Genomic DNA, 15,302 nt, shown 5'->3' on the forward strand with positions numbered 1-15,302 from the left:
AACCGTTAGCTCTTTGAAGGTCACTCTCCTCAGTACGTATCACCTCAACGGCGGAGCGGGCGTAGCCGCTACCCGCCTTCACCGGGCTTTACGAAAAGCAGGGACACCGAGCACCTTGCTCGTTGAGCAGGAGAGTACGCCCGAGCCGGGTGTGATTGGGCTGGCCAACGGTACGCTGGGCAGGCAATGGGCAACCGCCCGCTTCGCCCTCGACCGGCTATCGTTTGTGCCGTACGAGAAAGACAAGTCAGTTCGGTTTCATTTTTCGCCCGCTATCGTCGGGGTCAACCTAAGTGGGCACCCGGCTGTAGATCAGGCCGATGTACTACACCTACACTGGACTAATTTCGGCTTTTTGTCGCTGTCGGGTCTGCAAAAACTGGTTCGCTCTGGCAAACCGATAGTCTGGACCCTGCACGATATGTGGGCCTTTACGGGCGGATGTCATTATGCGCGGGGCTGCATGCACTTCCGCCATGAGTGCGGTCAGTGCCCCTACCTACGCCGGCCCGGCCCCCACGATCTTTCTAACCGCGTGTTCGGGCAGAAACTAGACATTCTGCACCGGGCCGATCGGCTCCATATCGTTACACCAAGCCGGTGGCTGGCGCAGGAGGCTCTCAGTAGTAGGCTTCTGGGCCGTTTCCCGGTCACCACCATACCCAATACACTCGATCAGGGCGTGTTCCGGCCAATCGGCAAAGCAGAAGCTCAACGCCGACTCGGCTTGCCCGATACCGGACGGCCCCGACTGCTGTTTGGGAGTTTCAATACAACCGACCCACGCAAGGGCTTTCGGTACTTTGCCGATGCCCTGCACCGGCTGCATACCCGTCAGCCAACGCTACAGCCCGAAATTCTGGTCTTTGGCAAAGGCGCAGCTCAAGATGCAGCAGCCCTGCCCTACCCGACCCGGCAGTTGGGCGTCCTGACCGACGATGCCGACATTGTGGCGGCCTACAACGCGGCAGATGCCCTCGTGGTGCCCTCGCTCGAAGATAACCTGCCCAATACCATTGTAGAGTCGCTGGCGTGCGGCACCCCGGTGGTGGGTTTCCGAACAGGCGGCATTCCCGAACTGATTGGGCATACCCAAACCGGCTACCTGAGCGCCATCGGCTCAGCCGACGAACTGGCCGATGGGCTGGCCTTTGTCCTGAATCACCCTACCCCGTCCGAGCTTCGGCAACAGGCCCGGCAGTTTGCCCAACACCACTTAGCCGAGGATGTAGTGGCGCAGGCGCATCTTCGCTTGTACCAAACCCTCCTCCATTCCTGACCTACCCCGCATTTGTTTCCGTATGCCGCTTACCATTATCAACCGCCATTATCCGCCCAACCCCGGCATCACCGGCGAATCGGCCTGGGATTTAGCCCGTTACCTGATCGACCAACACGGCATCGAGGTAGTGGTGGTGCATATCGACCGTACGTACGACGGTGGAGGGGCCATTCGGCAACCGGTAGGCGAAACTCATGCCGTACCCACCATTTATCAGGGCAAAAACGGGCTTCTTCGGTTGCTGGCGGGTTTTCTCGACGGTTACTTCCTGATCCGTAAAGCCCTGCAGGTAGGCCGTGGCCCACTCCTCGTGATGACCAGCCCACCCATGTTGCCTTTCTGGGCATCGTTGCTGCTGCGCAAAACATCCTACTGGCTCTGGTCGATGGACTTGTTTCCCGAAGGCTTTGCGGCCGAGGGCAAAGTAAGTCCCACCAATGCTTTGTACCGCTGGGTGATTCGCCAAACGTACCGGCGTGCCCCGCAACGGCTTATTGCGTTAGGGCCCCGGCAGGCAGCTCATGTGCTCGCCAAATACGGACAGGCTATTCCGACCATTCAGCTACCCTGCGGGGTACTCATGCATCAGGAACGCGACCCAGTATCACCAGCCTGGCGTGCGCCAAACGATGGGCTCATCTACCTTGGTTACGCGGGCAACGTGGGGCAGGCGCACTCGGCCGCTTTTTTGCAGAGTGTCATTCGGCACCTCGACCCCGCCCGTTTCCGACTGGTACTGGCCCTGTACGGCACTAAAGCCGAGCAGGTCGGGGCGGTGGCTGAAGGGCGCGAGGGAATAATTCGAATGCCCAATATTCCCCGCAGTCAGCTCCATTTTCTGGATGTGCAGCTGGTAAGTCTGTTGCCCGAATGGACGCACATTGCCGTACCCTCCAAAGCCGTCAGCGCCATTGGTTCAGGCTCACCCATTTTGTTCTGTGGCGACCCAGATAGCGATAGTTATGTACTTTTGCAGGAGGCAACGTTTTTGATTGATACCCGGCAGGACATTGATCAGGGCGTAAAAGCCTTTCTGTCAGAAGTTACCGCAGATCAGATCAGCAAGCGAAAACAGGCCGCCGAACAGGTAGCCCTTCGTTTGCAGCAAATGGTGCGCGATGCGTACGCTACGATAGCCTCCCTGGCTGGCTGAAATGTGAAGGAGCAGTTATTTTTTGTCCCAAAGCGGGGTGATATGTCTGCTTTTCGTGCTTTTTACAGAAGAATGCCCATAAATTTGGCGTTGAATCCGTAATGTTGTTGGCTAAATGTTCCTTTTCTGTTAAAAAATTAGCTTGACCTATGAAACGAATCGCTGTATTTACCTCGGGTGGTGACGCTCCGGGTATGAACGCCTGTATCCGAGCCGTAGTTCGGGGGGCGGTGTACCACGGAGTCGAGGTGTTTGGTGTCCGCCGAGGGTACAACGGCATGATAAATGGCGATATATTTCAGATGACATCCCACTCGGTGAGCAATATTGTGCAACGTGGGGGAACCATCCTGAAGTCGGCCCGGAGTAAGGAGTTTATGACGCCCGAAGGCCGTAAAAAAGCGTACGATCAACTCCAGAAGTTTGGCATTGAGGGTTTGGTGGCCATTGGCGGAAACGGTACGTTTACCGGAGCCACTATCTTCTACGACGAATACGGTATCCCGACGGTGGGCGCTCCCGGAACGATTGATAACGACCTGTACGGTACCGATCATACTATCGGTTTCGATACGGCGGTCAATACGGCCCTTGAAGCGATTGACAAGATCCGCGACACCGCCGACTCGCACGACCGCATCTTTTTTATCGAAGTAATGGGCCGCGACTCAGGCTACATTGCCATTCAGTCGGGCATTGCAGGCGGTGCCGAAATGGTTATGGTCCCCGAAGTACTGACCCCAATCCCGGAAGTTGTAGAGGTGTTGAAGCAGGGTTGGAGTCGGCAAAAATCGTCGTCGATCATTGTTGTCGCCGAAGGTGAAGAAGAAGGCAACGCCGTGGAGGTAGCCGAGAAGATCCGAAAGCAGGTCGAAACGGATATCGATATGCGCGTAACCACGCTCGGGCACATTCAGCGGGGAGGCATTCCAACGGCTTACGACCGCATTCTGGCTAGCCGTCTGGGTCTTGGTGCGCTGGAGGGCCTCATAAACGGCCAGAAAAACGTAATGGCCGGCATTATCAACAACGAACTGGTGTACACGCCGTTCCGCGATACGATCCGGTTGCCGAAGCCCATCAGCGAAGACCTTCTTCGGATGGTTAAGATTCTGTCGGTATAAGAAAACGAAGTGTAGCAGAAAGAGGAATACAGACGAGCCGGTGCTGCCGTGCTCGCCCCTCTTTGCTGCACGTACCGATCGCTACAAATACCCCGTTACCCGGTACATCAGGTAGCCAACCAGCTCGCGGGTAAGCAACTGCATTTCATAAAACGCCTTTTCGGCCGGGAGCAGGTACGCACCCCATGCCCGCGACGGGCGCTCGGTCAGCTGACCCGCCGACCAGGAAGTAACCCGTAGCCCCTGTTTCTGAAAACAACCTACCGCCCGGCGCATGTGCCAGGCCGAGGTAACCACCACACAGTCGGTTGTACCGAAACGCTCCCGCAGCAGCCGCGCCGAGTACAAGGCATTTTCATACGTATTTCTCGATTGGTTTTCCAGCAGGATATGGGCCTGGGGTACACCCGCCCGTTGCAGAAACAGACGCACCATCTCGCCTTCGTCAACAGCGCCCGGTGTTGTGAATGGGAGCGTACCAATCCCCCCGCTGATGATGATAGCCTGCACCCGTCCGGTCTGATACAGCCAAAGGGCCTGTTGGGCGCGGTCGGCCTCGTGCGAGAATACCGGCCGGAGCGGTTGAGGCTCGTAAAGAGTGTTAATCATGCCCCCGGTGAGCAAAACCGCTACCCTCGGGGGCGCACCGGCAGCCTTTGGCATTAATTTGGCTGGAGGAACTTCCCAGATGCGAAGGCCTTCGTTGACCAGCTGACTATTGCCAAACAACCAGAATAAAACGAGGGCCGCCAGGGCAAACCGGCGCTTTACGCGCGGTTGGCGTATGAGCACCGTGCCCAAAAGCGCCAGAAACACCCAACCCGCGGGCGTCAGCAAATAGAACAGGGTTTTCGACAAAAAATAGAACATGAGTACCAGTTCCCGGGCCCTGAACGTTAACCCAGTAGTAAAATTTATCCGCTAAATTTGTAGTTAACCGACCCCGTCAGCGGGCCGACGTAATCGTAAGCGTTTTCTGTATGAAAAAACTGTTCTGCATGGCCTTGCTGGGCATTCTGTCTGCAACCGCCCTGCTGGCTCAAACCACCAACAAACCGTACCGGATTAGCGGGCAGATCAAAGGCCTGCGCGACACTTCGGTTGTACTGGCCCATTGGTACCGTTCGGGCACGCAATATATCCCGAAAGATACCGCCAAAATAAACGCTCAGGGCCAATTCGTTTTCGAAGGCGACAAGGCCTTGCCGCAGGGGTTGTACCTGGTATTGACGCCCAAACAGCGGTACATGGAGTTTATTCTCGACGATCAGCAGACATTTTCGTTTGTGACCGATACCACCAACTTCATCCGGTCGATGAAAGTGACCGGCTCCCGCGAAAACGAAAAGTTTTACGAGTACCAACAGTCCCTGGCTACCTTGTACGAGGAGGTGCAGGCGATTGAGGTGCAGAAAAAAATGCGGAACGATGCTGTATCGGCCGCGCTGTTTCAGAAACAACAGAATGAACTGGCCCAAAAAGCCAATCAGATTCGGCTCGATTTTGTGCAGAACAACAAAGGCCTGTTTGCCACCAAACTGCTCGAAGCATCGGCCGAACCGAATGTACCCGCGCCCCCCAAAGCCGCCAACGGCCGCCCCGACTCGCTCTGGACATTCAACTATTACAAGGCGCACTACTGGGATGGGTTCGACCTCGCCGACGACCGGTTTTTGCTCACGCCCGTTTATCAGCGTAAGCTCGAACGGTACATGAAGGAACTGACGGTACAGCAAACCGACTCGATCACGAAAGAGGCCGATTTCCTGATTCGGAAAACCAAGCCCGGCAGTGATATGCATCTGTACACCATTTACTGGATCACGAGTCAGTATGAGCGACCCACCGTGCTGGGTACCGATGGCGTGTTTATCCACATGGCCGAAAAATACTACCTCTCGGGTGTCATGCCGATGTCGGACTCGACTGCCCTGGCCAACGTACGCGAAAAAATAAACACGCTGAAGCCGCTGCTGATTGGCAAACCGTTTCCGGCCCTGTCGGTGAGCGACACGCTTCGGCGCCCCATCAACTTTGCGTCCCTGAAGAGCGATTACCTGATTGTGTTTTTCTACGATCCCGAGTGCGGTCACTGTCGCACGGCGGCTCCCCTACTGAAAAAATACACCGACGCCAACAAAGGCAAAGGCATTGATGTACTGGCGGTACCCGTAAGCAACAGCCCCGAGAGCTGGAAGAAGTTTATCAACGAGTTTAAGCTCCAAAACTGGATTCACGGCTACGACTTCACGTTCCGCACCGACTTCCGGCACCGGTACGACGTGTTCACTACGCCACAGGTTTACGTGCTCGACAAAAGCCGTACAATTATCGGGCGGGGCATCCCCGCTGAGCAGGCCGGCGACTTCCTTGATTTCTACAAGCGCCAGTTGGCTGCCAAAGCCGCACCGGCTACCGTAAAGAAAGAAGCGAAGCCAGCTGCGAAAGGGAAATAGGTAATAGAGGAGAAAAGGAGAAGGGAGGAAAGGAGAAAGGGAACCATGCGGCAGCTCCCTTCTTCTTTTCCTCCCTTCTCCTTTTTCCCTCTATTATTTCATCTTCGTCCGTTTCACCAGGTACGAACTCAGAATCTGATCGAAGCCCCGGGCGATGTCGGCTTCGATAAAGTCAATTTTGTACTGCCCACAACGCAGCTTTAGCTCCTGAAAGTACGCGCGTACAGCCTCCTGATACGAATCGCGGATCTGACCGGGTTGCAGTTTTACCCGATCACCCGTTTCAAGGTCAATAAACTCGTAGGGGCGCTCATCAAAGGCAAAATCCTCTTCGGTTTTCTTGTCGGTCACGTGGAAAAGCAGCACCTCGTGCAGGTTATGCCGCAAATGCTGAAGGGCCGAGAACAGGGCATCGGCTTTATCGGCATTTTCGAACATATCACTGAAAATAACCACCAGCGAGCGCTTGTTGATTTTCTCGGCAATCTGATGGATCACTTCAGCAGCCGACGTTTTCCGGGTGATTTTGGGCTGCTGCATCAGGTCGCTCAAGTGCCCGAACAGCTTGTGCACGTGCGAGGGCGTCGATTTGACCGGCGTCTGTACATCAATTGCATCGGCAAAGGTGGTCAGGCTCACGGCGTCTTTCTGGCGTTGGAGCAGGTAGGCCAAACACCCGGCGGCCATCACGCTAAAGGTGAGTTTGCCGAAGTTTTTTTCGGGGTAATACATCGACGACGACGTATCGATCAGCAAGTGGCACCGCAGGTTGGTTTCCTCCTCGTACCGCTTCACAAACAGCTTCTCGGTTTTGCCGTACACTTTCCAGTCGATATGCCGGGTGGTTTCGCCGGTGTTATAGAGCCGATGTTCGGCAAACTCGACCGAAAAGCCGTGAAAAGGCGATTTGTGCAACCCCGTGATGAAGCCTTCGACCATCTGGCGGGCCAAAAATTCGACGTTACCGTATTCCCGGATCTGGGCTAAGTTGAGTTGCTGCTTCATGATGGTAATATAACGCAAAAAACCGTTCGGCTCACGCACCCACCGGAATTGCACAAACGGTTTTGGGATGCCACAGGAGCCGAACGGTTCAGTAAATATGTGTAGCGGGAAGCAGATTCCCCTCCGGATCGCGCATCGAAAAAGCGAGCCCCCGAAATACTACACGGCGGGCTTCCACCCACCTGATTGATTAGAAGCGGTTAACGGGTTCTGTAATCGACAGAAGTTGAGCCGTTGGTTCCGCTGAAACCGGGCCGAGAGCAACCACACCATTGGTGCCTACAACCCGAAGCTTGACATTGGTTACCCCTCTTTGGATAAAACCAAGTGCTTTGGCGGCCGCGTGGGTCATATCCACGATGCGACCTTTTGAAAATGGACCCCGGTCATTGATCCGAACAATTACCGACCGGTTGTTAGCGAGATTGGTAATCTCGACCATGGTGTTGAATGGTAGCGTCCGGTGGGCGGCTGCGTAGACCTTCGAGTCTACCCGTTCTCCGCTTGACGTCTTACGTCCATTGAATTTTGAAGCGTAAAAAGAAGCCTTACCCTTCTGTATGAAGCCCGAATGGGCCTCTGTCGGTTTGATAGTGCTGAACAGCATCATCAGGGACATTATCACACTCATACAGCGTACGGTTTGGTGAACAAATAAGAGCGTGCTTTGTAGAATGTACGCTACACGTCTCTTCCCCAAAATGTGCAATTCCGACCCCACAAAGATACGTACAAACCGTATGCCAGCCAAGCTTTGGTCTCATTCAGAACCAATTGACCCTATTTCGTGAGCCAGTGGCCCTGTTTTCAGCTGGGTTAATTGATGAATATTTCGTCGACCAAAAGCAGGGCCTGATTGCCTTTGTTGGGATGCCAGGCGGGTATTTGTTTGAGCGGATGGGCCACAATTTTCAGCCACGAAACCGCCTGCGGACCAAACGAGCACGTGACCGTTTGCAGAGTGTGTGGCTCTTTACCGCCCGGCTGCCGGGGCTTCACTGTAGCGAGTCGCTTCAGCTCGTTTGGGCTGGGGCCGCCCCATATTTCCACCTCTCCGGGCGGGAAAATACTCGTCTCCTCCTCAACCATAATGCGCAGGGCTACTGAGCTGATGGTGACCGGTTTGGCAAACCTCGACAGCAGGGCCATTTCGTTTTTGCGGAAGCCCAGCCAGTTGTTGGCCCAGGCGGGGCTGTTGGCGTTGAATGTTCCCAGGATTCCGTCGAAAAAGCTTTGGGGGCCATTGGCCTGATGCACCGGGTTGAATGGCAACAGCAGCCGCAGGCTGTCGGGCTTGTACGTACGGCGGTAATAATCGAACGTAGCCGTACTGCTACCGTACCAACCGGCCTTAAATGCCCGCGCCTTAATCTGGGTCGGTTGCGAGATAGTTGTTTGGGCGGTCAGGATAGGCGAGCGTAGGCTATCGGGCTCCGAGCCGTCGGTAGTGTACCGAATCTGTACCCCCCGAACCGGATGCCGAATATCGACCTGGGTTGAGCCGGTGAAAATAGGCGACGCGTTTTTGAGCTGGGGCGGATTGAGCCGGATTGGTTCGGCGGCCGCCCCGTTAAAACCCGCAATAAACCGCACGTTTCCGTAGCTTTTTTGTAGCTGCGCAATCTGAGCGGATGTCAGGCGGGTGTTCCAGAGGGCCACCGTTTGCAAGTTTTTAAAGGCTTTGAGCGGAGCCACGAGGTCTTCGTAACGCACAGATGTACCAGCCAATGCCAGCGTTTTGAGCTGTTTTAGCGGGGTGAGCTGCTCCAGTGCTTTGCCCGTAATATCGGTAAAATTCAGGTCGAGCTTTTGCAGGTTCTCAAACTGACTCAGCTCTTTTAGGTCGGCATCTTTTACAGGCAATTTGTTCAGGCTCAGCGAAACCACCTGCTCCCGAACAGGACTCAGGTCGGTCAGTTGGTCGGGGGCGTAATTGGCTCTGTTGTACAGGTTGACGGCCAGCGCCGGTGAGCCATTGGCCAACCGGGCTACGGTGCGGTAGTCGGTGTTGAGCTGCCGAACCATATCCTCGTCGGGCTCGTCGAAGTCAAACGACTCAACTGATACCGACGGAGCCAGAAAACCGGCCGCTATAATCCGTAACGAATCGGTAGCGGGTAAGTCGGCCACACGCCCATTGGTCTGAGCACGCCCTTTAATCCACAACGCCAGCAGTTTAGCCTCCTGCGGGGTCAGCTGACTTTTGCCAATGGGCGGCATGTGTTTTTTCTCCTCAAGCGGCAAATGAATCCGTTGCAGCAACAAACTGATGTCGGGCCGCCCCGATACGTACAACTTGCCCGATTTGCCGCCCTTCTGAACGGCTGCCAGGTGGGTCAGGTTCAACCCGCCTTTGAGTTTGCCGGGATTATGGCAACTGACGCATTTCTGCTCAAAAATGGGTTGCACCAGGTGATCGTACACCAATGCCTGCTCCAGCGGTACGCGCTCAGGCTCGGCCTGTCGGCTGAGGGGTTCAAACAGGAAATTGTCGCCGTGGGTCAGGGTAGCGCCATAATGCCCGGCCCCGACCAGACACACTATCCCTACTAACCCACCCACACGCGCCAGAGGGGCGTTGTACCAGCGTTTTTGGCGGGCCCAGTAGATAAAAGCCGCTACCAAAAACACCCCCACCCCCGACCATTTGTGCCATTGCAATGTAGTGCCGCTGTAATCGTCTTCGGTAGCCAGAAAGAGGCCCATCACCACCGTCAGACCCGCCGACAAGGTGCCCACCAGAAGCAGGGCATCCAGAAACTGACGGTACGCACTGACAGTCTCGGCCGTTTGGCCCGCCCGAACCGGCCGGAACCGAAACACCTCCATCACCAGCGTAAGCAGCAAAATCACAATGGGAAAGTGCAGAAAAAGGGGGTGCATCCTGCCGATTGGCTGTAACCATACCGGCACGGCAAGGCGGTCGGCAAAAGCGAGCAGAATCAAGACAAAAACGACCGTTGCAAAGAGCGCTTGCTCGGCAATACCAAGGAGCCTTTTGTTCATAAAGGGAGCGATGCAGCTATCGGTTAGGCAATAATATCGTGCACAACGTTTCCTGAAACATCGGTCAGGCGATACCGTCGGCCCAGATGTTTGAAGATTAGCTTTTCGTGGTTGAGACCAAGCTGATGGAGTACCGTAGCCTGAAAATCGTGGACGTGAACCGGGTTTTGAATGATATTGTAGCCCACGTCGTCGGTTTCGCCGTAGACCATACCCGGTTTGATCCCCCCGCCCGCCATCCAGATGGTAAAGCAACGCGGATGATGGTCGCGGCCGTAGTTGTCTTTGGTCAGTTTGCCCTGGGTGTAGCTGGTTCGGCCAAACTCCCCTCCCCAGATCACGAGCGTTTCGTCGAGCAAGCCGCGCTGTTTGAGGTCGGTGACCAGAGCCGCCGATGCCTGGTCAACGTCTTTGGCCTGTTTGGCAATCTCAAACGGTAGATTGCCGTGCTGATCCCACCCCTGATGGTAGAGCTGCACAAACCGAACCCCGTTTTCCGACAGCTTGCGGGCCAGCAAACAGTTGGCGGCAAACGTACCCGGCACCAGGCAATCGGGGCCGTAGAGTTTAATGATATCGTCCGACTCCTTCGACAAATCCATCACTTCGGGCACGGCCGTTTGCATCCGGTACGCCATTTCGTACTGCTTCACTTTGGCCATGATTTCGGGGTCGCCAAACGACTGATACGAGAGATCGTTGAGTTGGGCCAGATTGTCGAGCATGGCCCGGCGTTCCTCGCGCGACATACCGTCGGGGTCGCGGAGGTAGAGCACCGGGTCTTCGCCTTTGCTGAACTGCACGCCCTGATGAATAGAGTCCAGAAAACCGTTGGACCAGAGTTTGGAGTAAACCCCCTGCCCGTTGCCAATGCCCCGCGAAAGCAGAACGGTGAAGTTAGGCAGGTTTTTGTTTTCATTGCCCAGCCCGTAACTCAGCCACGAGCCCATGCTGGGGCGGTTGCCCTGCTGCGAGCCCGTCTGCAAAAACGTGAGGGCCGGGTCGTGGTTGATGGCCTCCGTGTACATCGACTTGATGATGCACAGATCGTCGACAATTTTGGCCGTGTACGGAAACAGGTCGCTCACCCACGCCCGCGATTGACCGTACTGGTTGAAATCGACAAACGAGCCTACCATCGGAAACTCTTTCTGATTGGCGGTCATGCCCGTGAGCCGCTGCTTGCCCCGCACCGAGGGCGGTAACTCCTGCCCGGTCATTTCGCGGAGTTTGGGCTTGTAGTCGAAGAGTTCCTGTTGCGAAGGCGCTCCGTTCTGAAACAGGTAAATGACCCGTTTGGCCTTGGGCGCAAAATGAGGAACACCCACGGGCAGGGTTTCGTCGTCGGTGCCAGAGCCCCCAAACAGATCCGGGATGAGCAATGACCCCAAGGCGGCACTCCCCAACCCCAGGCTAAGCCGCGACAAAAAGCGACGCCGGTTGAAGTTAAAGCCGTGTTCGAGAATTTCGTTTTCCATAGCCGTCAGGACTTGGTAATGGTTTCCTCCAGGTTGTAAATCGTCGTGACTACGCGCATCAGAGCCGCCAGCTGCGTGCGGTCGAGGCCCGCCGGGATTGGGTGTTCTCCCACAGCCAACGCCTTATCGACACCCGTTTTGGTGAGTTTCTTCCGGGCGTTTTCGTAGTAATTGTGCAAAATGCCGAGTTCCTGCTCGGTTGGTTTACGGCTTACAATGAGCCGAAACGCCTTCCCGATTTTACCCGGCATATCGCCCCGTTCTTGCAGGAGCCGGGCCGCCAGCACCCGCGAGGCTTCGAGTACGGCCGGGTCGTTCATCATCACCAGCGCCTGCAAGGGGGTGTTGGTTTTAAGCCGTTTGGTTTCGCACAAATCCCGGTTGCTGGCGTCGAAAATAGCCATAGCGGGTGGGGGCACCGTGCGCTTTATGAGCGTGTACATACCCCGGCGGTACAAGCTCGGACCGTGATCCTGCACGTACATCGACAGCAGGCCCCGCCCCGAGGTTGCGCCCTCCCAAAGGCCCGCAGGCTGGTAAGGTTTTACACTTGGCCCGCCAACCGTGGGGTTGAGCAAACCGCTACTACTAAGCACCAGGTCGCGCACAAACTCGGCATGAATCCGGTAGCGTGGACCACGGGCCAGCAGGCTATTGTCGGGGTCGGTAGCCAGTTTTTCGGGCGTCACCACCGCCGACTGCCGGTACGTTGCCGAGGTCACCATTTGCCGCACCAGCCGCTTTATGTCCCAGCCGTGCTCCATAAAATCAACGGCCAGCCAGTCGAGCAGTTGGGGGTGCGAGGGTAGTTCGCCCTGCATCCCGAAGTCGCCGGAGGTTTTTACGAGGCCTTTCCCGAAAAACTCCTGCCACAATAAATTGACGTACACCCGCGCGGTGAGCGGATTCCGGCTGTCGAACAGCCATTTGGCGAGGCCCAGCCGATTTTTAGGGTAGCTGGGGTCGAAGGGCAAAATGGCGGAGGGCGTACCGGGTTGTACCTCCTCGCCGGGGTCGTCGTAAGCACCGCGCTTGAGCACATGCGTCTTGCGGGTGGTGTCGAGGTCGCCCATGACTGAGACAATGAGCCGGTTGGTGTCGCGCTTGTTCACAAACGACAGGATGTTCTTCACATCGTCGTTACTGATTTCCATCAGAGGCTTTTTAGCGTAGGTATCCGGCCCGCCAATCACCGACTCAATGCCCACCTCGTTTACGTTATTGAAAAACGCGAAGAGCTGGTAATACTCTTTCTGGGAGAACGGGTCGTATTTATGGTCATGGCAGTGGGCGCATTCGAGCGTAACACCCAGCAGGCCCTTACCAAACAAATCGTTACGGTCGGTAACGTACATAATCCGGTATTCTTCGGGAATCACGCCCCCCTCTTCGGTGATTTTGTGGTTGCGGTTGAACCCCGTGGCCAGCAGTTGCTCTTTGGTGCTACCGGGCAGCAAATCGCCCGCCAGTTGCCACGTCACAAAATCGTTGTACCGCATATTTTTGTTGAAGGCGTGAATCACCCAATCACGCCAGGGCCACTGCGTCCGGTAGCCATCGTCCTGATACCCGTGCGAGTCAGCATAGCGGGCCAGGTCGAGCCAGTGCAGGGCCATTTTTTCGCCATAGGCCGGGCTTTTGAGCAACTGGTCTACCATGTTTTCGTAGGCTCGGGGCGAGGCATCGGCCAGAAACCGGTCCATCTGTTCCAGTGTGGGTGGCAGGCCCGTCAGGTCGAGGCTCAATCGGCGAAGCAAGTGCTCTTTGTCGGCATCCTCGTTTGGTTTCAGACCTTTTTGCTCCTGCTTTTGCAAAATGAAGTAGTCGATTTCGTTGCGGGGCCAGTTCGTTTGGCTCACCATCGGGCGGGCGGGCTTGCGCGGGGCTACAAACGACCAGTGTTTTTCGTAGGGGGCGCCCTGCTTAATCCAGGCCTCAATGAGCCGGACTTCGCGTTGTGTCAGTTTCAGGTTCGACGAAGGCGGGGGCATCACCGTGGCCGTATCGTCGGACGTGATGCGCAAATACACCTCCGACAACTCCGGTCGGCCGGGCACAAGAGCGTGAGCCGCCGGGTTCTCTTTCAGGGCCGCATACGCATTCTCGGCAATGTCGAGCCGAAGGCCAGCCTCCCGTTTGTTGGCATCGGGCCCGTGGCAGGCCAGGCATTTATCCGACAAAATCGGCCGAATATCGAAGTTGTAACTGATGCGCTCCGGAATATGGTCGGGGTTGCTGCTCCCCGCCGAACTATTGGTACACGCCTGATTGTACCAGGCCAACCCGGCCAGTAAAACAACGCTCAGTCCGAAAAAAAAGCCCTTTTGCATAGGTCAGAGGTTAGGCAAGCAAATCGAGCACGGGTTTACCCAATCCGTCGGGTGTGGTGTAAAACGGTCGTTTCTCCACGTCGTAATGGGTATCGGGCGCAATACCGAGCGCGTGGTAAATGGTCTGGTGAATACCGTCGATACGAACCGGGTTTTCGATCGTCTTGCACGGGCGTTCGTCGGCGGTTTTGCCGTACACAAACCCTTTTTTAATACCGCCCCCAAACATCAGAATGGAGCAGCCGTCGGTAAAATGCCGGTGCATCCCGTAAAACTTCAGGTCCGACAGAATATCGGGCTGCGGCACCTGCTCCTGCACCTTGGCATCAGGCCGACCTTCAACCATCATGTCGCGGCTAAACTCACTCGCCAGAACGATGAGCGTCCGGTCGAGGTGGCCAGTTTTGTCGAGGTCTTTGATAAGTTGAGCAATGGGCGCGTCGATCTGCCGCTTCATTTCTTCGAGCCGCGTATGACCGTTTTCGTGCGTATCCCAGCCCATAAAGGGCTCGTACTCTGTGGTCACACTGATAAACCGGGCACCCTGCTCGGTTAGTCGGCGGGCGAGCAGGCACCCCAGCCCAAACTTACCCGTGTTGTACGTATCGTAACTGGCTTTGGGCTCCTGACTCAGGTCGAACGCCTTGGCTTCGGGCGAGTTGAGGAGTTGGTACGCCTGTTCCATCGACCGGCGCAACGATTCTTTCTGGTAATCGCTGCCAAACTCGCCCATCGGGCCTTTGCTGATCAGCTCGTTGTAGAGTTGATTCCGTCGCTCAAATCGTTTGGCATCCATCCCGACGGGTGGCCGCACGCTTTCGAGGCCCTGCGTGGGGTCAGGAATAAAAAACGGCCCGAACTCATTGCCCAGAAAACCGGCGGTATGAAACGCCTTCAGTTCTTCGGCCTCGCCCACGGTAAACCGCTGACCAATATCAATAAAGGCTGGAATCACCGGGTTTTTAGGACCCAGTTCTTTAGCAATCCAAGACCCGATATGCGGGGCCGCCACGGTTTGGGGCGGCTCGTAGCAGGTATGCCAGTGGTACTGATGGCGCGAGTGCAGAATATGGCCCAGATCGGCCGCTACGTACGAGCGGATGAGCGTACCCTTATCCATCACCTTCCCTATTTGCTGTAGCCCTTCAGAAAAGTGAATACCGTCGAGCACGGTCGGGACCGACTTAAAGGTGCTCAAGACACTGTTCCCTTCCATTCCTTTCGAAAAAGGCGTGTACCGTTTGGGGTCGAAGGTTTCGGTATGGGCCATGCCGCCGGCCATCCAGAGCAGAATCACGGTGTCGGCAGTGCCATTGGTTTCGCCGGGTTTGCGGCTACGGCCACACCCCGACAGCAAGCTTGAAACGGGTGCACCGGCCGCCATAGCGGCTAAGGTAGCCGCGCTTGTTTTTTGCAGAAACTCCCGTCTGTTCCAGGTATTTTTCATGGTTGTATGGAGGTAAGGCAG

11 protein-coding genes are annotated in these 15,302 nt (G+C 56.0%); 4 read left to right on the forward strand and 7 right to left on the reverse strand.

Annotated features, from left to right (window positions below; all coding sequences use genetic code 11):
- Positions 1-13 precede the first annotated feature (13 nt).
- The 3 genes from F5984_RS08400 to pfkA all read left to right on the forward strand — a co-directional run bounded on the left by F5984_RS08400 (position 14) and on the right by pfkA (position 3,559).
- Complete coding sequence (locus F5984_RS08400; RefSeq protein ID WP_152123781.1) at positions 14-1,279, forward strand: glycosyltransferase family 4 protein; 1,266 nt, start codon at positions 14-16, stop codon at positions 1,277-1,279.
- Positions 1,280-1,301: 22 nt separating this feature from the next.
- Positions 1,302-2,435: a glycosyltransferase gene (locus F5984_RS08405; protein WP_152123782.1), complete on the forward strand. Its 1,134-nt coding sequence runs from the start codon at positions 1,302-1,304 to the stop codon at positions 2,433-2,435.
- 149 nt (positions 2,436-2,584) lie between these two features.
- Entirely contained in the window at positions 2,585-3,559 is a 975-nt protein-coding gene (pfkA, locus tag F5984_RS08410) for a 6-phosphofructokinase (protein ID WP_152123783.1), read from the forward strand.
- An 81-nt stretch (positions 3,560-3,640) separates the two neighbouring features.
- On the opposite strand, the gene F5984_RS08415 is transcribed toward pfkA, so the two are convergent.
- Complete coding sequence (locus F5984_RS08415) at positions 3,641-4,429, reverse strand: YdcF family protein (RefSeq protein ID WP_152123784.1); 789 nt, start codon at positions 4,427-4,429, stop codon at positions 3,641-3,643.
- 110 nt (positions 4,430-4,539) lie between these two features.
- Here F5984_RS08415 and F5984_RS08420 point away from each other — a divergent pair, with 110 nt between their 5' ends.
- Positions 4,540-6,015: a DUF4369 domain-containing protein gene (locus tag F5984_RS08420; RefSeq protein ID WP_152123785.1), complete on the forward strand. Its 1,476-nt coding sequence runs from the start codon at positions 4,540-4,542 to the stop codon at positions 6,013-6,015.
- Between the two features lie 93 nt (positions 6,016-6,108).
- On the opposite strand, the gene F5984_RS08425 is transcribed toward F5984_RS08420, so the two are convergent.
- The 6 genes from F5984_RS08425 to F5984_RS08450 all read right to left on the reverse strand — a co-directional run bounded on the left by F5984_RS08425 (position 6,109) and on the right by F5984_RS08450 (position 15,281).
- A complete protein-coding gene (locus F5984_RS08425) occupies positions 6,109-7,020 on the reverse strand; it encodes a DUF58 domain-containing protein (protein ID WP_152123786.1) in 912 nt (303 codons plus the stop codon).
- Positions 7,021-7,210: 190 nt separating this feature from the next.
- The gene (locus tag F5984_RS08430; protein WP_246168868.1) at positions 7,211-7,651 is read right to left on the reverse strand and encodes a septal ring lytic transglycosylase RlpA family protein; all 441 of its coding nucleotides are present in this window, start codon (positions 7,649-7,651) and stop codon (positions 7,211-7,213) included.
- A 185-nt stretch (positions 7,652-7,836) separates the two neighbouring features.
- A complete protein-coding gene (locus tag F5984_RS08435; RefSeq protein ID WP_152123787.1) occupies positions 7,837-10,026 on the reverse strand; it encodes a c-type cytochrome domain-containing protein in 2,190 nt (729 codons plus the stop codon).
- Between the two features lie 23 nt (positions 10,027-10,049).
- Complete coding sequence (locus tag F5984_RS08440) at positions 10,050-11,504, reverse strand: DUF1501 domain-containing protein (protein ID WP_152123788.1); 1,455 nt, start codon at positions 11,502-11,504, stop codon at positions 10,050-10,052.
- Between the two features lie 5 nt (positions 11,505-11,509).
- On the reverse strand, positions 11,510-13,834 hold the full coding sequence (locus F5984_RS08445; protein ID WP_152123789.1) for a PSD1 and planctomycete cytochrome C domain-containing protein: 2,325 nt from the start codon (positions 13,832-13,834) through the stop codon (positions 11,510-11,512).
- A 10-nt stretch (positions 13,835-13,844) separates the two neighbouring features.
- A complete protein-coding gene (locus F5984_RS08450) occupies positions 13,845-15,281 on the reverse strand; it encodes a DUF1501 domain-containing protein (RefSeq protein ID WP_152123790.1) in 1,437 nt (478 codons plus the stop codon).
- Positions 15,282-15,302 lie beyond the last annotated feature (21 nt).

It is taken from the genome of Rudanella paleaurantiibacter (assembly GCF_009184635.1).
Lineage (GTDB): Bacteria > Bacteroidota > Bacteroidia > Cytophagales > Spirosomataceae > Rudanella > Rudanella paleaurantiibacter.